Raw genomic sequence first — 19,200 nt, forward strand, 5'->3', positions numbered from 1 at the left:
GAATCGACGAGGCGTCTCGGCGCTCGTAACAACCTTGAGTTAATTGGCGCATGGCTGAACAACTGGTCATCAACAGGTACCGGGAAGAAGAAGAGGACAACAGCCTCAACTGGCCCCGTATCATCGGTATTGCCTTCGTGATCGCATTGCACGCAGCGGCCCTGCTTGCGCTGTTGATCCCGGCGGTTGCTCCGCCGGCTGAAAAGAAGGAAGAGCGCCGCACCTCGGTCGTCATCGTCGACGCGCCGCCTCCCCCGCCGCCGCCGCCGCCGCCGCCGCCGAAGCAGGACACGCCGCCGCCGCCGGTCAAGAACCTGGCGCCGCCGAAGACGACCCCGCTGCCGCCGCCGCCGGAAGCACCGCCGGTCGATATCGCCGAGCCGCGTCCGACCGATATCGTGACTCCGCCGACGCCGCCTTCCAACCCGCCGTCGACGCCGGACATCGGTGCCAGCGTGGACATCTCGTCGAAGAACATGAACCCGCCGCGTTACCCGCCCGCCGCTGCGCGCGCCGGTATCACCGGTACGGTCATCCTGATCATCGACGTGGACGCCAACGGCAACGTCACCAACGTGTCGGTGGAAAAGTCGAGCCGCAACCGCGACCTCGACCGTGCAGCGATCGATGCCGCACGCAAGTGGCGCTTCAATGCTTCCGTCGTCAACGGCCAGAAGTCAGCTGGCCGGGTCCGCGTGCCGGTGGATTTCACGCTTTAAGAAGGAAGATCGCGGCCAACACCTGGGCCAACGTCAACGCTCCATCCTTTCAGAACCGCAACACCCTCTATCAACACTTATATAAAGGTAAGCGTCATGCTGCAGGAAACCCTTTTTGCCGCCGCCGCCGGGGGCACCAACGCCGCGAATGCCCTGTCGCAGATGGGCTTCGAGCACATGATCAGCGAAATGATCAGCAAGCCCGGCGAGTTCATCGTCTCGTGGGTCGTGCTGCTCACCCTCGTCATCATGTCGGCCATGTCCTGGTACTGGACGGTCATCAACGTGCTGCGCAGCAGCCGCCTGAAGGGCCAGGCTGATCGCGTCACCAGCGCATTCTGGGAAACGCCGAACGCGCAGGACGCCATCCGCCTGATGGAAGAGCAGCCGAAGAACGAGCCGTTCTCCAAGATCGCGCTTGACGCTGCCCAGGCAGCGGCGCACCACCAGCGCGCCGAAGGTTCCGCCGCAGGCCTGGGCGAAACCCTGAGCCGCTCCGAGTTCGTCGACCGCGCGCTGCGCCAGGCCGTGACCCGCGAGAGCACCAATCTCCAGGGTGGCATGACGCTGCTGGCCACCGTCGGTGCGACCGCGCCGTTCGTGGGTCTGCTGGGTACGGTGTGGGGCATCTACGGCGCCCTGATCCGCATCGGTGCGACTGGCCAGGCCTCGATCGACGCCGTTGCCGGCCCGGTGGGTGAAGCGCTGATCATGACCGCCATCGGTCTGTTCGTCGCCATCCCGGCCGTGTTCGCCTACAACTTCTTCAGCAAGACCAACTCGGCGACCATCGCCAAGTTCGATACGTTCGCGCACGACCTGCACGACTTCTTCGCCACCGGCTCGCGCGTTCGCTGAGCCGGCGGTACAAGCAGTCAACGCAACGTTCTAGACGGAGCCCGTCATGGCTTTCAGTAGTGGTAATAGCAGCGGCCCGATGGCCGAGATCAACGTCACGCCCCTCGTGGACGTGATGTTGGTGCTCCTGATCATCTTCATCATCACGGCGCCTCTGATGTCGCACAAGGTGAAGATCGAACTGCCCGAAGCGAATCTGGTGCAGGATCCGGCGGACAAGACCGCGCCGGCGACCCCGCCGATCACCATCTCCGTCAAGGAGAATGGCGATCTGTACTGGGGCGACGAGCCGGTGACCAAGGAGATCCTGGAATCCCGCCTGTCCAGCGTGGCCCAGCTGCAGCCGCAGCCGAAGCTCAACCTGCGCGGCGACAAGACGACGAAGATGGGCACCATCGCCGACGTCACCAAGATCGCGCAGGGTCAGGGCATGCTGGACATCGGCTACGTGGCCACGAAAGAGAAGGGGCAGTAAGCCATGGCATTCAGCAGTGGTGGAAGCAAGGGCCCCATGGCCGACATCAACGTCACGCCCCTCGTGGACGTGATGCTGGTGCTGTTGATCATCTTCATCGTGACCGCGCCGATCATGACGTACCCGATCGAAGTGGCCCTGCCGCAGCGCGTGATCAACCCGCCGCCGCAGGTGCGTGAGCCGCCGCCGCCGATCGATCTGCGCATCGAGGCCGATGGCACGGTCTACTGGAACAACAGCCCGGCGAACGTGGCCGACCTCCAGCAGAAGATGGAAGAGGAAGTACAGCGCGATCCGACCAATCAGCCGGAGCTGCGCATCGAAGCCAATTCGGAATCGCACTACGACGTGATGGCCAAGGTGTTGGCCGCCGCGAAGAACGCGCAGATGATGAAGATCGGTTTCGTACAGTAATCCTGACGCGACAGACCTTTGAACGCCGCCCTCCCGGGCGGCGTTTTTCTTTGCGCCTGTACACGCCGGGTCACCCCTCTTGTCGGAACCCCGGGACCGGCGTAGCGTCAGAGCCACGGTCCCTGACAGAAGGAGGTGTGCCATGGCGTTCTCCGTTCCTGCAAGCCGTCGTGAACTGGCCGAAATCAACATCACCCCGCTCGTGGACGTGATGCTGGTACTGCTGGTGATCTTCATCGTCACGGCGCCGTTGCTCTCGCGCCCGATCGAAACGATCCTGCCGCAGCCTGTACCGGGAGAAAGAACCGAGCCGCCGAACGACCTCGTCCTCAAGGTCGGTTTGGGGGGAACCTACACGCTGGACGACCGCCCGGTATCACTCGCCGAGCTGCGTCTCCGGCTCGAGGATGCCCTTGTCGCCGACCCCCGGACGGTACTGCAGGTGGATGCTTCCGCTGGCGCCGACTACCAGCAACTGGTCAGCGCCCTGGCACAGGCCGAAGCGAGCGGCCTGGAGCATATCGTGATGCGGAACTGATGCGCTCGTGATGGCGCCGGCCGGCGCTCAGCGAGCGGCGCCGGCGGGTGCTTGCAGGATGGCCAGGTAGGCCTCCACCGTGCGCTCGAGGCCGGCGTACAACGCTTCACCGATCAACGCATGACCGATGGAGACCTCCAGGACCCCGGGCACGGCGGTCAGGAAATCACCCAGATTGTCCTGGCTCAGGTCGTGCCCGGCATTGACGCCCAGACCCAGGGCCTGCGCTTCGCGCGCGGTCCGGGTGCAGAGTGCCAGCGCGGTTGCAGCGTCGCCACGCGCGGCGGCCTCGGCGAAGGGGCCGGTATAGATCTCGACGCGGTCCGCGCCAACACGCGCGGCTTCAGCCAGGCCCTCGCAACCGGCGTCGACGAACAGGCTGACACGACAGCCCATGGCCTTCAGTTCGGCAACGAGCGGCTGCAGGCGATCCATGTCGCGACTGAAATCGAAGCCGTGGTCTGACGTGATCTGCCCGTCGGCATCCGGCACCAGCGTCGCCTGCGCCGGCCGCACGGCATCGCACAGGGCCAGGAACCCGGGATAGCCCTCGCGGGGCGGGGCGAAAGGATTGCCCTCCAGGTTCAGTTCAACGCCGCGCTCGCGCGTCAGTGCCGACAGGGCATGCACGTCCGCCGTGCGGATGTGCCGCTGGTCCGGTCGCGGATGCACCGTGATCCCATGCGCGCCTGCGGACAGGCATGTGCGCGCGGCGCGCACGACGTCCGGTTCCGTGCCTCCCCGTGAATTGCGCAGAACGGCGATCTTGTTGACGTTGACGCTGAGCGCGGTCACGAAGCGGGGGGCTCTGCGGGTGGCATCGCGTTGCGGCGCGCCTCGGCCACCTCGCGCAGGCGGCGCAGTTCGGTGGGATCGATCATCTGCGACGGATCCCGGCTGCTCTCACCGATGCGGCGTGCGTACCAGCCCATGATCCAGAGCAGGAACAGCACCAGCGACGCGAGCAGGGAAATCACCATCACCGCCGTGGAGGTCACGGAAAAGCCGACATACAGGGCGCCGACCGCCATCAACAGGAACAACCAGTGCATCGTCCACCCCCGGGTTGGTCGCGGCATATTACCGCCTCCGGCACGGCACAAAAACGGGCCTGCTTCACAGCAACGGCGACATCAGGCGGGCCAGCGCCTCGGGCAGCCGGTGCCGCCAGAGCGAACGGTCGCGCTGCAGCTTCACCGGTTCGCTGGCGGCGATTTCCGCTTCCAGCCACTGCGCCAGCGTGCCGGCGACGCCCCGGTCCCGGAACATCATCGAGATCTCGAAGTTGAGGCGGAAACTGCGGTGGTCGAAGTTGGCGCTGCCGATGATCGCCATGGCGTCGTCGCAGAGCAGGGCCTTGCTGTGCATCATCCGCGGGCCGTACTCGTAGACCTTCACGCCCGCGGCCAGCAACTCGTCGAAGTAGGACCGCGCGGCGAGCGTCACCAGGCGTGAATCACTCACTTTCGGGACCACGAGTCTTACATCCAGCCCACCCAGGGCCGCCGACGTCAGCGCCATCCGCGCCGCTTCGCCCGGCACGAAGTAGGGCGTCACCAGCCACACGCGCTGCTTCGCTTCGTGGATGGCGGCGACCTTCAAGCGGTGGATCGGCTCCCATGCGGAATCCGGTCCCGACACCAGCGCCTGCGTGGCGATGCCGCCCCGTACGTTCGCATCGCCCGCGCTCCACAACCGCGTGCCCTGGAAATCCTTGCGTTGCTGTCCGGTCGCGTAGACCCAGTCCTCGACGAACACCTGCTGGATGCTGCGCACGATCTCGCCTTCCAGGCGCAGGTGCAGGTCGCGGTAGGCATCGTCGCGCAAGGATTCGTCTTCGTCGTCGGTGACGTTGATGCCGCCGGTGAAGGCGATGCGACCGTCGACCACCACGATCTTGCGGTGGGTGCGCAGGTTGAGCCATGGCCGGGTAAAGGGCCGGAAGCGGGTGGGGTGGAACCATGCGTACTCGCCACCGGCGTCCAACAGTGCCTGCAGTGCGCGCTTCTTCAGGCGGTTGGAGCCTACGGCGTCCAACAGCAAGCGGACTTTCACCCCTTGGCGCGCTTTCGCTGCCAGTGCGTCGAGCACGCGCATGCCGGTGCGGTCGCCATTGAAGATGTAGTACTCCAGGTGGATGTGGTTGTCCGCGGCTTCAATGGCGTCGACGATGGCCTGGTACGTGGCGCACCCATCGACCAGCTGCTGCACGGAGGTTGCGGTGGAGGGAGGCAGCCCGGTGATCTTCTGCGCCAGCATGGGCAGCTCGGCGCTGTTGCCATCGGTGGGCGCGAAGACTTCGTAGCTGTCGAGCCCTTCGCGCGAGCGCGTACGACGCAACTGGTGGCGCTTGATCCGTTGCGGCCCCAGCAGGAAGTAGATCAGGTAGCCCACATAGGGCAGCAGCGCCAGCGACAGCAGCCAGCTCAGGGTGGCCACCGGTTCCCGCTTCTGCAGCACGATCCAGGCGCACAGCGGCACCAGGTACAAGAGCCACGCGGCCGTCACCCACAACTGCAGATGCGGCAGCGAGGTGAAAGACTCCCACAGGGCGTTCAGCGCATCAGTCATCCAGCGATTCTATTCGGTGTCGCGCAGCCTGCGACGATCACGGTGCAAACTGTCCGCATGACGACACCCCCGCCCAGCGTGAAGGGACGTGGTTCCACCCGATACCTGCCCGGTCGCTTCGCGGTGACCACGCCGGAAGCCGTCGACGACGGTTGGCGTGATGCCGATGGCGAAGGCGACATCACGTCCGCGCCGAAGACCGAACTGCGTGAGGAGGTCGCGCGCAGTGTCCTGACCCACAACCAGTCGCCGGACATCCCTTTCGACCAGTCGCTGAATCCCTACCGGGGGTGTGAGCACGGTATGGTTCTCTACTGAAGTGTCCAGTCAATACTGTATTGAATAATCAATACGTCATGGCCTAATTGATACATTCTTGACATAAAGCAACTGAACAAAATAGCTTTCGGCCCTGCTTCTCGTTCGAACGTGTTCACTTCGCAGCTTTGGACCATCGCTGCGAATTGCACCCGACAACGAGCTGTGATTTTTTCCATCACGGTCGCAATCAGGGACATCACTTGGACATCTACCAACCGAAGGTCATCAAGGCCATTCCAATCAACGGAAAAGGCCAAGCAGCCCAGCTGCTCGGAAAGTCCGCGAACCTACCCGTGGGCTTTCACTTCATAGTCGACCGACGAACTCTTGAGCCCATACAAGACGCATTTGACTTCCTACTTGCCGAAAGCGTCAGCCCCATTGGGAAGCCACAGCTCCGCAATCAAGAGAACACCAGCAAGGCCAATGCTGAAGATCTAGTGGATCTGCTGCTCTACGCCAACAGCATTCGCGTTCCTCTTACGGACTTCACAGAGGAATTGATCCAGGGCTACGCCGACAGCATGTCGGAAACCATCAGTCCTCAGACTCAGAAGGTCTACTCCGATGCGACCATTCTCAAGCGCGTGTCAACCGCGAAGAGGTCCTTGGAGTACCTCCAGAACCAAGGAAGATTGAAGAACCGCATCGATGTGCGGCGCGCCGTGGTGAAGGGCGAACCCAAGCTTGTTTTCGCTCCCCGCGTGAAGCTGCCCAAGCCGCCCGCCGTCGACGCCTTGGTGAAGCACATTCCCCCGGCCCTATTTGAAGAACTGGCAGCGACGCTGGGCCGCATGCCGAGCGAGGAGCGTAATGGACTGAGTAGGGACAGACTGTTCTTCACCTATCTCGCCAACACGGGTTGTCGAATCAGCGAAGGCTTGGCCGGCAGATGCAGTGACCTTCCCCTGTGGCAGATTGGAAAGAAGGATCCTCTCACGGCTTGCTTCATCAAGGTCAAAGCAAAGGGCGGCCATCAGCGCAACGTACGGCTGCCGATCTGGCTGCTCGAAGAGCTAGATCTCTACATCAAGAACGAGCGAGCGGAAGCCGTCGCCAAGCATTCGCCGGATCAAGCTCACGACAGAATATTCGTGAATCACCAGCATGCCCATCGCGGTGCGGGTTCTCCTCTGTCTGCCGCAAACTTCAGAAAGATCTTTCGACGCGCAGCCCAAAAGGCGGCAGAGCGGGTAGGCAGCCAATCTGTTCCGAGTCCGCACAGCTGCAGGCATTCGTTTGCCTTGTTCAACTACGCGGCGGAAAAGCTCAACGGCAATCCGGATCCAGGCAAGACCGTCCAGGCATTGCTTGGTCACCGAGACAAGGCAACCACAGACAAGATCTACCTGAACGCAAGCGTTGTGCTCGAAGAGGTGCTCTCCGAGGCAGACCAAAGCCACCTCACGAAACTCCTTAGCGAGCGTGGACTGTGAGGAAGAACAGGTTCGACAATACCTCGGGAGGCAATGAGGGTGGCCAAGGCGAATCCCCGGAAGAGGGGAAGCTCAAAGTCACCTTCACCCGCCATCTGCGACGCGGAAAATTGTATCTAAAGTCTGAGAATCTTAACCCTGAAGACGACAGGTGGTATCTGCTTGATCTTTGGTCGAGCTTGCCAACGCTCGGTGAGCAGCTCATCGAGGCGACCGTTGCGGTCATGTCCAGCGAGAAACAGACGACCAGGACCGCAACTCATCGTGACCTGCGCTACGGCTTTATTGCCTTTCTCAACGAAGTTAAGCCCAATGCGGAACTCAAGGATCTCCGTGCAGAGCTGTTTCGCGATTTCGTGAAGTGGCTTGATGCGCCCGGTGCCGACGGAAAGCCAAAGCGCAGCTACTTCGACAAGCTGCACAAGCTGAGCTCACTCAAGAAGCTGATCGGGCGTCTCTCCCCAACGCTCTCCGCGCTTGGAGTAGATCACGAGATTCCGGTGAACTCATGGTCGGGGCAACACACACAACGGGGCAAGGGCAAAGAGACCATTCCTTTCAAGCAGTTCGTGGACCTACTCGCGGCGGCCATCACTGCCTACGAGGAGCAGGTCAAGGAGATCGATCGCCTACTCACAAAGGTAGACAAGAAGGTCGCCGCGCTTATCGAAACAGGGCAGGAGGACTTCGATACTGTCGAAGGGCTGTCCGCCGTGATAATCGAGCGCTATGACGGCATGCTCCCCGAGAGGGAGTGGTTGAAGAAGAAAGACAACAAGCTATTCGAAGCGATTGAAGGGTTCGGCTATACCGGCTTCGCACGCATCATCAATCCTCAGGTGAATGACCTCATTCCGGCATTCATCATTCTGCAGTGCTTCACGCACTGGAACGAGCAGCCGTTGTGCTGCCTGAGGATTACCGACATCGACAGGAATGCCGGAGTACTTCACAACAAGTACAAGCTCTCATCGCACAAAGTACGTGCGAAGAAGATGGTCTTCCGATCCTTTGCAAAGGACGATGAGGTCTTCAATCCTTGCAATGTCGTTGACTTCATTGAGCGCTGGACAAAGCACATGCGGCGGTCTGCTCCGGAGCGCATCAAGCACGACCTCTTCCTCTATGCAAGTAAATTCAAGAACAGGAAGGTAGAGGCGGCCAGATCGTTGGCCCAACCATTGGGAGCACTGTACACCCTGTCGCTTGATCGCAAGCTCAAGTTCTTCGAGGCACGTGGACTTGAGCCGGCGGGCGCCAATGCGCTGAGGCAAGCCGGTTCTGACTACCTGAGGGACCTCCTGAAGGACTCAGAGAAAGTGAGGATCTTGCTTAGCCACAGCAGCGTGACTACGACGGACGGGAACTACCGATCGAGTGAGGCGCAGCGGCATGACGAAGTGGCCTTGGCCGGTGCCATGGCGATGAAGGAACGCCATCAGGACAGCGCCGGCAAGATAGACCCTCGAAGCCACTATGAAGATCGCTCTGCCGCTACCCCTGGTTACGACTGTCTGGATCCGTTTCAGAGTCCAGTTGTTGGAGAGATTCCTGGCCGCATGTGCACCGCCTATGGGTTCTGTCCGGCCTGCCCAATAAAAGTGATGCGGCTGGATGATGTCTCCTGGGGCCGGAGAATCCAGCTCCAGCAAAGGTATAAGCAGGCTGCACTGGCAATGGGCTCCGCGCGCTTCAACCAACGCTACGGTCCGGCAGCAGAGGCACTCAACACATCGTTGATGCGGCTTACCGACTCCGGCTTAGCCCGCATCGGCCGCCTCAACCTAAACCCAATCCCCGAGCTGGAGTGACCTATGGCCAAGAAGGCTGAGAACAATGCTTCCCTGAAGTTCGCTGAAGTCGACTTCGACGCAGACACATGGGTGATCAAGAACGAAACGCCAGCCCAGGTGAAGCCATACGCGACCATTCAGTGGGCGAAGCCGCTGAGCAATGGAGAGTCACTCACGAACCCGCAGCATCGGGCGCTCCTATTCTCCCTCAGGTGCTTTGTTTGGTCGCTGGTGTACGACCCTCAGGAGGCAACGGCAACATCGGCTGGAGGAATCGCCTCATTGTCGATTGCAATACGTGATCTTGCTTGTTTCCTCACGGATCAGGGAATCGAAGACCTTGATGAGATCTACCCCGAGGACACGTGGGCGTTTGCGGAGGAGGTGCTGGAACTACACCAAGAGGGCACGCGAGACGGTCATCCAGGTCGCGCGCGCGCTCCAACTCATGCTGGCGTCATTCGATCGGTCAACATCCTGACCTTGATCTATCGACAGCGGCGGGCTATAGCGAAGTTGGGCGGCAAGTCGTTGAAGATGGCTCCCTATGATGGGGACAAGCCATTCAGTGTCGTCACTAAAGACCTTGGCCTCAAGCGAAGCTCCACTACCATCGCGCCGATTCCTGACCAGGTCGCCATTCCTATCCTTAATACTGCCATCAGAATGATCGACGAGTCTGCCGATGGTCTGATTACGGCTATGGAAGCACTGCTGGCGATCCGCGGCTTTGCCAAAGATTGGGAGCAAATCAGGCCGGCAGATCGCATGGCTTTGTATGCCGAGCTCAACGAGCTCGCAACAAAGCTGAGCGTACCGATGCCCAATGGTGTTGAAGCCGAGTTTCCTTTGAGTCAGCAAGTCACAAAGGTAGACGCTGACGGTCGTGAGTTCGTCCTGGATAGTCCGCTAGTGGTCCTTCGGTACCTGCTGACATCGTGCGTAGCGGCCTGTTCTATCGTCCTTCAGGCAGGAACAGGCCTGAGGAGCCATGAACTCTTGAGCCTGAAAGCACTACCCGTCAAGGACGATGGTTGGCCATCCTGCCTCTCAAGGAGAGTGAGCGGTGATGGGATGATCGAGCTCTTCTACGTGGAGGCCATCACCTCAAAGCGCGGCAAGCCACGTACGGCCGAATGGATTGTGGGCGCACGTCCCGTTGGATCCAGTTACCTGCCACCCACAGTACGCGCAGTTCTCGCGGTAACGCGGCTCCTGGCAATGTTCCGAGAGCTCGGTGAGATCAGTGGCCTGTTTGTCGTACTGAAGACTAACGGCGGACTGCCTGCCGTGGGGACTTCAGTTAGCCCCATGACCAATGGATATCTCGCAAGGTTTCAACGCGCTTTCGTTCTCAACTGGGTGGATCTCAGTGAGCTGAGCTCACCGGACCACGAAGGCTACAAGCAGGGCAAGCTCAGGCCCCACCAGTGGCGTCCGACCTTTGCCACGTTTGTATTTCGAACCAATCCCACGATGCTCAAGGCCATCAGTGAGCATTTCAAGCACGTGAGTGATGCGATTACCTCCAAGTACTACATCGGCAATGATCCGACATTTCTGGCCGCCTGTGACGATGCTCAGACCATGGCGGCCGTCCAGGTTCTACGATCAATCACCTTCAAGGGCGCGCCTGTGGTAGGCGGCTTTTCTCGTTACGTCGATGAGATGAGGAAAGAGCTCAAGCTTCATCTGGTGGATGAGCAAGCTAAGTTCGACGAGCAGGGGGCCCTTCGTTATGTGAGCGAAGAGGAGATTGTGCTTTGGAACACGTCATATGGGAGGTGCTGGTCGTCCCAGCTGCCGACCAAGAGTCTATGCAACCAACGCGCAGGAGCCTCGGTATTGGGATCGACCAGCCCGAATCTGGCCATTGCCCATGTCGAACTTTGTACCGGCTGCAGTTGCCTTGAGATCAGTACCGAACACGCGGCGTACTGGATCGAGAGGCGCGATCAGAATGCGCTTCTCGTGGAGCAAGCGAAGCGTGCTAACGACCAGACGACGCTCGCAATCGTTCAAAAGAGACAAAGGCAGGCCGAAGCCATGGTCAAGCATTTGGCTTCTTAGGGGGCCGCGCACGAAAGTTGACTCCCATCCGCTTGACGGTCGGATCGTCACCCAAATCGACCAGCCGCGCCTTGGCGCGATCGAGCTCAGCCCGTAATGAAGCGCACACCGTGATCAGCTGGGCCTGTGTGTTCTTCAGCTCGGCGATCTCCCGCCTGAGCGCGCGCACGGTCTCGGCAGCCGGAGAGGCCTTCTTGGCCTTGAGGATCGCATTGCGGACTTTGGGATAGGCACAGTCGACATGCCCGATTAGGGTTCGGCTGACACCGGCCTCCAAAGCGACGTTGGAGAAAGAGACCATGCCGTAGGGCTCGCCCTCAGCCTGCCGCTTCTCCAGCTTCGCGCGAACCTTTGGATGGGTGGGAGAGCCCTCGATGAGTCTCTGCAGGGCCTGAGAGAGCTTCTTTTCGGTCGGATCGCTCAACGTAGTCTGAACCTAGCGGACCAAGGCGCATCATCCCACGCGCACCTAGCTGGGGCCCATTGAAGGGATCACCCAGCCATCTTCTGTTAGTATTAATGCTAACAAAGGATGGAGCTCGCCGTGATCTGGGATAGTGAGGAGCCCAATGCCCTAAAGCCCACTGCAGCCCTAAAAGGAAGGGGTGCAGCGTCCTATGTGACCGGACGGTTCGCATCGACCCCGGCGGTGGGCGTGGACGATGGCTGGGGTTCGGTCTACGAGGACCAGCCAGGGCGTCCGCAGACCACGGTGACCGAGGAGCGGGCTAGAACCATCATCAGCCGGAATGATTCGCCTGACATTGGTTTCACCCAGTCTGTGAACCCCTACAAGGGATGTGAGCACGGGTGCGTTTACTGCTTCGCCCGCCCATCCCATGCGTACCTGGATCTCTCCCCAGGCTTGGACTTTGAGACCAAGATCTTCGCCAAGCCCAACGCGGCCGAACTCCTTCGAGCCGAGCTATCGAAGCGGTCCTATGAGTGCTCCCCGATTGCCTTGGGGATCAACACCGATGCCTATCAGCCGACCGAGCGGCGCTATGGCATTTCCAAGGCATGTCTGGAGCTGCTAGCGGAAACCAAGCATCCGGTCAGCGTGGTCACCAAGTCGGCGCTGGTTGAGCGCGACCTGGATATCTATCAAGAAATGGCAAAGGAAGATCTGGTGTCGGTGTACTTTTCGGTCACCACACTCGACAACCATCTCTCGGCCAAGATGGAGCCTCGGGCCGCAGCCCCTCATGCTCGGCTACGAGCCATGAAAGCGCTGAGCAACGCTGGCGTGCCTGTGGGGGTCCTCGTAGCCCCCGTTATCCCCATGATCAACGACCATGAACTGGAGCAGATCCTGCAGGCAGCTCGAGACCAGGGCGCTCGATCTGCTGGGTTCGTTCTTCTGCGGCTACCGCATGAACTGACCCAGATCTGGCGAGAGTGGCTTGAGCTGCACTATCCCGATCGGGCCAAACACGTCATGAGCTTGATACAGCAAATGCGTGGGGGAAAGGACTACGACAGTAGGTTTGGCGCGAGAATGCGAGGGGAGGGGCCCTTCGCTATGCTCATACAGGCGCGATTTGAAAGGGCCCATCGACGACTTGGCTATGGCCGAATGCCCGCGCTGGACTGCAGTCGCTTCATCCGGCCGGAAGTTGGTTCCCCGCAGGGCTCACTCTTCTAGGAGCGGCTCCGCAGGAAAGCGCGGCCAAGACATAGAAGCATTACTCTAGCGTCGCCTAACAAGGAATCACTGGCGTGCCTACTGATAAAACTGGCCCCTCGAAACCTCGAGCCAATAGCGGAGGGGCTGCAGCTGCAGCCGGCATGGTCTTTCAACAGCACGTAGGTGCTCTGGTCTCAACCTGGATGCTCTCGGGCGCCCCTCTCGACCGAATCTACGAGCTAGGAAATGCCCGCCCAATCTGGCTGAGGTTCGAAACCGAGGCACCTGTTGACGACATTCTGGTCGCAACTTCAGACGGTGGGTACCTGGCATATCAGGTTAAGACGACCCTTTCATCATCTCCCGAGCCAAGCACCCCCTACGCAAAGACGGTGGATCAGCTAGTTAGGCATTGGCTCGCATGCCGCGATGGCGATGGGAGCATGGAGTGGAATCGTCCTCTGGACCCCAGTAAGGACCGACTAGTCATTGCTGTTGGGACGAGGGCTTCTGAGAAAATACGCATCGATCTCCCGAATGCGCTTCGGTCGCTATCGACTGGAGGAGGTGGCCCGAAGAACAGTGGGCAGAGAGCAGCTCTCGACGACTTCCAAGTGTGCGTTAGGCGCTCTTGGAGCAATGCAAGAACCGAACAGCTTCCTGAGAATCTACTCGGTGAGCTCTCGGCACTCATATCCGTCGTCACGGTCGACCCAAGCGAAAAGGAAGTCGTGAGCAATCTCGCGGCATTCACCAACCGCACAAACGCACTGTCCCTTTCAGCCATCCTCGAAGTCTACTGTGGCGAAGAAATGTCGAAGCGAGGAGGCTTCGACAATAGCCTATTGAGACGCGCGCTCATTACTCGCGGTGCTGCTCTCCCATCGCCCCCCGAGTTCCAATCAGATATCGCAAAGCTCCGGGCACACAGCTCAGCGGTGCGTAGTCAACTTGAGCGATATGAAAGGATCAAGTCAGGGGATGGAAAGCTAGTTGCCATTCGGCGGGAATGCCAGGCCAAGCTTGAAGCGGCAGCAGAGTCAGGCTCACTGCTCATCATCGGAGAGCCAGGCGCTGGAAAGAGCGGTGTGCTTAATGCATTAGCGCGGAGTCTAGCCAACAAAGGCGGGGACGTAATTGAGCTCGCAGTGGATCAGTTCTCCGTAGAGACGCTTGAAGGCATTGCGTTTGAGTTGGGCTTGAGTCACGCACTCTTGGACGTGATCGCAGCCTGGGATGGGTCAGAACCAGGATGGCTAGTAGTAGATGCACTAGACGCCACACGGGGCGGAAAAGGGGAGGGAGCGTTCAGAACTCTTATAGAACGTGTAGTAGCCCTGGACGGCCGATGGAGGGTTGTTGCTTCGATCCGTACTTTTGACTTAAGAATGGGTCGCACGTTTCGAGAGATCTTCAAGGGCGCCCCTCCCTCAGCTGATCTAAGTGATCCCGAGTTTCGCGGAGTTAGGCATCTACGAGTGCCGCCTTGGTCTGAGAATGAGTTGGAAGAATTGCTTGAGCAAGCACCGCCCATCAAGGCGCTCCTAGCTCATGCCTCTACTCGCCTTCGAGAGCTGGCAGTTGTGCCATTCAATACGCGACTTATTGGTGAGCTGCTCGAGGACGGGATAGTCAGCGCCGACCTGTCGGAAGTTCAGACGCAAGCGCAACTTCTAGGTGTGTACTGGGATCACCGCATATCACGTCACGGCTATGAAGCCGAAGCCTGCCTGAAACGCGTTGTTGGGCAGATGATGGAGTCCCGGGCGTTGCGCGCTTCCAGACTAGATCTCATTGACGTCTATCCTCAGGCGCTGGAGTTGTTGGTCCAAGAAGGTGTTCTGATCGAGACCGAGTCCGAACGCTGGATACAATTCAGGCACCACCTGTTGTTCGACTATGTGACTAGTCGTGTGTTTCTGAGACCGCTCTTGTCCAGTCACGACAATGCCGCCAAGGGACTGCAGGGGCTCGGTCTGATGCTCGCTCCGGCAGTGTCTTTCTGTCTACAGGAGCTGTGGTCGACGGAGGCCAATCGGCAGGAATTCTGGAACGTCGTGACACGCCTGGTAGCCGACGAGGAAACAGACCCCGTTATCAGAAGTGTGGCTAGTTGGATGCCAACAGAGCTGGCAGCCTCGAAACAAGACGTGGCAACAATCGGAAAGATGCTTGCCTCGGGCGAAGCCAATTCCGAGAAGGCGGTTCAGCACTTCGTCGGGGCGTTAGCCGTTCGCCTTGATGATAAAGAGATCACATCGGTAGATCCCTGGATCTCCATATCTCTCGCCATCTCTTCACGGCTACCGAACCTAGCGCGTGTGGCTCGACTCCTATGCTACCTCTTGATCAGCCGCACTGACTCACCTGAAGGACGTAGCGACTTAGGGGAAGTGTCACGAAAGCTGCTTGGCTTCTCCCTTTCTCTGGGTTCGGACGAGTACCTGATCGAATCTTCGATCGGCTTCGTAATAGACACCTATGACACCAATCCAGAAGAGTCTCGAGATCTCATCCTGAAACTCTTCAGTCCGGCCAACTTCGGCGCGACGGGATGGAGCAGCGTGCCGGCAGTAGCGAGAAAGATCGAGACTCTCGCAAAAAGCGACCCGGAGCTCGCCCGCTTCGTCTACGAGCAAACATACAAAAGAGACGTAGAGAAGGATCACGCTACAAACATTGGTAATAGCCAAATTCTTCCGCTTCGCTCGAGTGCAAAGCAAGACTATGAGCTTGCTCGATATGGCTTGGCTCAGTTCTTTCCCAAGTTCCTCCGAGCCCAACCTGATGTGGCGGCAAATGCCCTCTCTAGTGCGCTTGAGGGTTTCGTTGCGCGCGAGCACGCGACATCAACAGAGTTAGTACCTCATGAGATGGTCGTCAACGGCCAACTGGTGCGACTTCAGGAGGATTACAGCCACATCTGGGCCCATGATCCAGAAGGAAAGCACGCTCAAGATGCGGACTCACTGGTAGCAAAGCTCCTGCCCTATCTCCGAGAGGCATCGCAGGAAGATGCCATGTTGGTCATCAATGAGCTGTTGAGCGTCAGTAGCCTCGCTCTGCTATGGGCCAGAATGTTCATGATTGCCGCAGAGCGAAAGGACGCGGTTGCGCACCTACTCTGGCCATTCGCTACCGAAGAGGCCTTCATCCTCGCGAGTGAGACCAGGAAGGATGCTGTAGATCTGATCTCGTCAATCTATCGGGAGCGGTCAACGACTGAGAGAATCGAGTTCGAGCACAGGGCTTTGAGCATTCGATTCTCCAAGTTCTCCGATTCAACGGCGGCACGCGCCACCATCCTCGCGCGACTCTTCGGTGCTATCGGTAAAGAGAATCTCCTAACTCAAGAAGCTAGGGAAGCCTTGGGAGCGAAAGCCACAGGCCCCGAACAGGAGTCCAATGCGCGACTATTCTCAACAATGGCGACTTGGGCTAAGCCGTCGCCATACCATTGGCTAGAAGATCTAGAACAGGCCAGCCCAGCCAATGCCGCCTTAATCACGGCCATTGAAGCATTCAAGGCAAATTTTGGGCTAGATCGCGGCAGTACCGCCACTGATGATCTCACTTTGAGTGAAGGTGTTCGTCAGATTCACGTCCTTCGAGAGCTGGTCGACTCATCAGCTGATGCTCACCAAGGTCTGAAGCAGCATGCAACGGGTGCTGTTGGCGAAGCGATAGCCAAACTGGCAAAACGTGCGAGAAAGATCTCGGATGACGAGGCAGCCTCGCAAGCACTATTAGATCTCATCGTATGGATTGCCGGCTCACCGTATCCCGAGTCGGACGAGGACACTGAGAAAGAGTTTGCGAAGTCTGCCGCATGGGGATCACCAGCTCCACGTGTCGATGCGGCAGTGGCCATCTTCGATCTGCTAGAAGGCCATCCTGCCCTCTACCAACGGCTACGCGCGCACATCGAGACCTTGCTCGCTGATAGACATCCCGCAGTCCGTCTCCAGGCCATCGGGCGTCTTACAAACCTCTGGAACATCGATCGTGATGGGATGTGGATTCTGTTGCGTGACCGGGTAGACCGTGAGCGAAACCCAACGGTCATCCGTCAAGGTGTTTGCGATGTGCTTACTCGCGTGCTGAATGCAGACGTTGCGCGCACGGAGGATCTCACCCTCCGCCTGCTTGCTCGCTACCAGAAAGAATCAAAGAGTGACGCAAAGGTCAGGGAATCGTTGGCTACAGTACTCACCCACGCTTGGGTGGGTTATGGCCGATTCGAAGCTCAACAGGTCATTAGAGGTTGGATCCAGCGTCCCGAAGATCATCGAAAAGAGCTCCGCACTGCCATCACAGACCTTCGGCAGATCTACGTATACGGATTGGACGGGCAGGGAGAGGAGGACGCATTAGAGATTAGACACCGCGCGCAGGCCCTGCTCCATGAGATCGTTGGACACCTGCATTCCTTGGTGACTGAAGCGCTAGCATCACCTGAGCCTTCGGAGCTATACGAAACAGTCGGCAGATACATTCGCCTCATCGATTGCGCCTGCATGCAGCTGTACTTTGCAGCGGAATCTCTTGGCGAAGATGGTGCAAGTTCTGTGTTTCTGGAAACTCTCTTGGATGAGATCCAGGAGACTCTGAGTCTCATTGGAGAGGTAGGGACCCCACATACCATCTACTACCTATTGCAGCTGTTGGAGAAGTTCATCCCGTTCGACGCGGGAAGAGTGTTCGATCTCATAGCAGCCTCACTGCTCGCGGGCGGTCGTCGCTTCGGATACCAGTATGAGCCGATGGGAGCAGATCTTCTGGTTCGTCTGATTGGTGTGTACTTAGCCGACTATAAGGAAATCTTCGAGGACGAACGTCGCAGGCTTGCACTCGTACAGTGTCTCGAGGTCTTCATGGAAGCTGGCTGGCCCTCCGCGCGCCGGCTGCTCTACCGCCTTCCTGAACTAGTCCAATGAACGGCTCAAGAGAGAGGTCGGACTTTCGAAACGCTCTCGCGGCCCTTCTTGACAACATGGAGGACGAGACGTCGGATCGTGGCACAAATTCCTACGACCGTGCGGCAGAGCCTGGCGTTCTTGAACATGTGACGCGAAGACTGTTCCTCGACGGCCTGTTGACAGAGCTTGGGTGGAGTCTGGGAGTCAGAGGAGATATGCCTGAAGAGGCGCGGGTACGCGCTGACACCACCCTCTACATCGACTACATGGGCGTGCATCCTGATGTCAGGACTCCGCTACTGATTGTGGAAGCAAAGGCTTGGGACGTGCCGCTTATTAATAGTCGAGGTCCAGGTCGCGTCGTCAGGCGCGATGTCGATCTCGTGATACTCACTATTGAGCACTTCAAAGCCGGCAGCGCAAGAGAAGATTGCCCGGCAGCACTGGCTTGGTACGACTTTGTAGAACAGATTGCCGGATATGTCCGTGAGTTGAGAGATCGCCACGGGCACGACGTCCCGCGAGTCGTACTCACCAGCGGTCAGTGGATGGTGATATTCGTTTGCCCTACCAAGACGTTTCTTAGCCCCGCGGCGGTGGACGACGAACAGATCATTGTTCTGAGGAAGGAAGACTACCTCGCAGAATCGACGACGATACTGGATTTGCTTGCACGGCGTGTGCTAGCCGGAGACAGTCAGTCCTTTGTAAGGCCAAGCCAGCTCCGTGGCTACATCGAGCCCGATACGTTGTCAGCAGCATTTCACGCGGTACACGTGAAATACGAAGCGACCGGATCATCTAGGTTTGCGCCAAAGCCGCGAATACTCGTCTATCCGGTGGTAGTCCTCCAGCGAACAGACAACACACTGCTAATGGCAATTGAGGATACTGAGTTTCCACTCGACGAGCGCCAGGACTCGATCTTAGATCACTTGAGCGAAGTGAGTGACGCTGCAGAGCAGCTACTTCGTCGATGCGGGGAAATGCTCGGGCTCGAGCTCCAGGCCGCACCCCTAACTCAGTTTCCAGGTTTTCCAGTAAGACCTCGAAGGGTAGAAGCTGCGACGCCTGATCGCGTGCTAGTAAACGATCTTCCAGAGAGGAATGAGTGGGTAATGGTGACCGGCAGCTCAAGGCACTATCTACGTCCAGCGCCCGCCCAAGAGTGCAGATTTCATGCTTGGAGCGCATGCAACCAAGTAGCACAAGGGTGTGGCGCCAACTCGATCGCGTTCAGGGTTGCAACATCGCCCAGATCCTTCTTCACCGACAACCAGCCACACCACTGCGCACATCAACATGTCATCGATGTGAGGGACGACCGTTGTCACATAGCCGCGATCGATAGCAGAACCTGCTGTCAGGCATGTCACTACAGCCCAATCTGCTGGAGTCAGTCCGAGATGGCGGCGCTCCCATGTGGAACTTGAGCGCATCTCGCCCGGTGGGCAGGAGC

At 59.0% G+C, this 19,200-nt stretch carries 16 protein-coding genes; 12 read left to right on the top strand and 4 right to left on the bottom strand.

Annotation, left to right across the window (positions count from 1 at the left end; genetic code table 11):
* The first annotated feature begins 50 nt into the window (after positions 1-50).
* The 5 genes from IB223_RS17700 to IB223_RS17720 all read left to right on the top strand — a co-directional run bounded on the left by IB223_RS17700 (position 51) and on the right by IB223_RS17720 (position 3,004).
* Positions 51-719, top strand: coding sequence for an energy transducer TonB (locus tag IB223_RS17700; protein WP_192203089.1), 669 nt, complete (start codon positions 51-53; stop codon positions 717-719).
* A gap of 96 nt (positions 720-815) precedes the next feature.
* The gene (exbB, locus tag IB223_RS17705; RefSeq protein WP_142122860.1) at positions 816-1,577 is read left to right on the top strand and encodes a TonB-system energizer ExbB; all 762 of its coding nucleotides are present in this window, start codon (positions 816-818) and stop codon (positions 1,575-1,577) included.
* A 46-nt stretch (positions 1,578-1,623) separates the two neighbouring features.
* Positions 1,624-2,052, top strand: coding sequence for a biopolymer transporter ExbD (locus IB223_RS17710; RefSeq protein ID WP_192203091.1), 429 nt, complete (start codon positions 1,624-1,626; stop codon positions 2,050-2,052).
* A 3-nt stretch (positions 2,053-2,055) separates the two neighbouring features.
* On the top strand, positions 2,056-2,466 hold the full coding sequence (locus tag IB223_RS17715; protein WP_192203093.1) for a biopolymer transporter ExbD: 411 nt from the start codon (positions 2,056-2,058) through the stop codon (positions 2,464-2,466).
* Between the two features lie 142 nt (positions 2,467-2,608).
* Complete coding sequence (locus tag IB223_RS17720) at positions 2,609-3,004, top strand: biopolymer transporter ExbD (protein ID WP_192203095.1); 396 nt, start codon at positions 2,609-2,611, stop codon at positions 3,002-3,004.
* Positions 3,005-3,031: 27 nt separating this feature from the next.
* On the opposite strand, the gene IB223_RS17725 is transcribed toward IB223_RS17720, so the two are convergent.
* The 3 genes from IB223_RS17725 to cls all read right to left on the bottom strand — a co-directional run bounded on the left by IB223_RS17725 (position 3,032) and on the right by cls (position 5,575).
* The gene (locus IB223_RS17725) at positions 3,032-3,799 is read right to left on the bottom strand and encodes a pyridoxine 5'-phosphate synthase (protein ID WP_192203096.1); all 768 of its coding nucleotides are present in this window, start codon (positions 3,797-3,799) and stop codon (positions 3,032-3,034) included.
* Positions 3,796-4,056: a hypothetical protein gene (locus IB223_RS17730; protein ID WP_192203098.1), complete on the bottom strand. Its 261-nt coding sequence runs from the start codon at positions 4,054-4,056 to the stop codon at positions 3,796-3,798. The genes IB223_RS17725 and IB223_RS17730 overlap by 4 nt, the downstream gene beginning before the upstream one ends.
* 64 nt (positions 4,057-4,120) lie before the next feature.
* Complete coding sequence (cls, locus tag IB223_RS17735) at positions 4,121-5,575, bottom strand: cardiolipin synthase (RefSeq protein WP_192203100.1); 1,455 nt, start codon at positions 5,573-5,575, stop codon at positions 4,121-4,123.
* A gap of 57 nt (positions 5,576-5,632) precedes the next feature.
* Here cls and IB223_RS17740 point away from each other — a divergent pair, with 57 nt between their 5' ends.
* The 4 genes from IB223_RS17740 (at position 5,633) to IB223_RS17755 (ending at position 11,195) form a co-directional block, all read left to right on the top strand.
* Positions 5,633-5,893: a hypothetical protein gene (locus IB223_RS17740; protein ID WP_192203102.1), complete on the top strand. Its 261-nt coding sequence runs from the start codon at positions 5,633-5,635 to the stop codon at positions 5,891-5,893.
* Positions 5,894-6,096: 203 nt separating this feature from the next.
* Positions 6,097-7,332, top strand: coding sequence for a tyrosine-type recombinase/integrase (locus IB223_RS17745; protein ID WP_192203104.1), 1,236 nt, complete (start codon positions 6,097-6,099; stop codon positions 7,330-7,332).
* Positions 7,329-9,143 (top strand): hypothetical protein, encoded by a 1,815-nt coding sequence (locus IB223_RS17750; RefSeq protein ID WP_192203106.1) that lies wholly within the window; start codon positions 7,329-7,331, stop codon positions 9,141-9,143. Before IB223_RS17745 ends, IB223_RS17750 begins: the two co-directional genes overlap by 4 nt.
* A 3-nt stretch (positions 9,144-9,146) precedes the next feature.
* Positions 9,147-11,195, top strand: a complete 2,049-nt coding sequence (locus tag IB223_RS17755; protein WP_192203108.1) for a hypothetical protein — start codon at positions 9,147-9,149, stop codon at positions 11,193-11,195.
* On the opposite strand, the gene IB223_RS17760 is transcribed toward IB223_RS17755, so the two are convergent.
* Entirely contained in the window at positions 11,176-11,619 is a 444-nt protein-coding gene (locus tag IB223_RS17760) for a hypothetical protein (protein ID WP_192203110.1), read from the bottom strand. The genes IB223_RS17755 and IB223_RS17760 overlap by 20 nt on opposite strands.
* Before the next feature lie 120 nt (positions 11,620-11,739).
* Here IB223_RS17760 and IB223_RS17765 point away from each other — a divergent pair, with 120 nt between their 5' ends.
* The 3 genes from IB223_RS17765 to IB223_RS17775 all read left to right on the top strand — a co-directional run bounded on the left by IB223_RS17765 (position 11,740) and on the right by IB223_RS17775 (position 19,174).
* A complete protein-coding gene (locus IB223_RS17765; protein WP_343227225.1) occupies positions 11,740-12,840 on the top strand; it encodes a PA0069 family radical SAM protein in 1,101 nt (366 codons plus the stop codon).
* A gap of 1,484 nt (positions 12,841-14,324) precedes the next feature.
* Positions 14,325-17,759 carry a hypothetical protein gene (locus IB223_RS17770; RefSeq protein WP_192203114.1) on the top strand — a complete coding sequence of 1,145 codons (3,435 nt, stop codon included), beginning with the start codon at positions 14,325-14,327 and terminating at the stop codon, positions 17,757-17,759.
* The gene (locus tag IB223_RS17775) at positions 17,756-19,174 is read left to right on the top strand and encodes a hypothetical protein (RefSeq protein WP_192203115.1); all 1,419 of its coding nucleotides are present in this window, start codon (positions 17,756-17,758) and stop codon (positions 19,172-19,174) included. Before IB223_RS17770 ends, IB223_RS17775 begins: the two co-directional genes overlap by 4 nt.
* The last annotated feature ends 26 nt before the right edge of the window (positions 19,175-19,200 follow it).

This window comes from Pseudoxanthomonas sp. PXM03 (assembly GCF_014852005.1).
Lineage (GTDB): Bacteria > Pseudomonadota > Gammaproteobacteria > Xanthomonadales > Xanthomonadaceae > Pseudoxanthomonas_A.

What these genes read in the sequence shown, in the direction of transcription:
- IB223_RS17715 (WP_192203093.1), top strand. Translation starts at nt 2,056, where the DNA reads ATGGCATTCAGCAGTGGTGGAAGCAAGGGCCCCATGGCCGACATCAAC.
- IB223_RS17720 (WP_192203095.1), top strand. Translation starts at nt 2,609, where the DNA reads ATGGCGTTCTCCGTTCCTGCAAGCCGTCGTGAACTGGCCGAAATCAAC.
- IB223_RS17710 (WP_192203091.1), top strand. Translation starts at nt 1,624, where the DNA reads ATGGCTTTCAGTAGTGGTAATAGCAGCGGCCCGATGGCCGAGATCAAC.
- IB223_RS17775 (WP_192203115.1), top strand. Translation starts at nt 17,756, where the DNA reads ATGAACGGCTCAAGAGAGAGGTCGGACTTTCGAAACGCTCTCGCGGCC.
- IB223_RS17730 (WP_192203098.1), bottom strand. Translation starts at nt 4,056, where the DNA reads ATGCACTGGTTGTTCCTGTTGATGGCGGTCGGCGCCCTGTATGTCGGC.
- IB223_RS17755 (WP_192203108.1), top strand. Translation starts at nt 9,147, where the DNA reads ATGGCCAAGAAGGCTGAGAACAATGCTTCCCTGAAGTTCGCTGAAGTC.
- IB223_RS17740 (WP_192203102.1), top strand. Translation starts at nt 5,633, where the DNA reads ATGACGACACCCCCGCCCAGCGTGAAGGGACGTGGTTCCACCCGATAC.
- exbB (WP_142122860.1), top strand. Translation starts at nt 816, where the DNA reads ATGCTGCAGGAAACCCTTTTTGCCGCCGCCGCCGGGGGCACCAACGCC.
- IB223_RS17700 (WP_192203089.1), top strand. Translation starts at nt 51, where the DNA reads ATGGCTGAACAACTGGTCATCAACAGGTACCGGGAAGAAGAAGAGGAC.
- cls (WP_192203100.1), bottom strand. Translation starts at nt 5,575, where the DNA reads ATGACTGATGCGCTGAACGCCCTGTGGGAGTCTTTCACCTCGCTGCCG.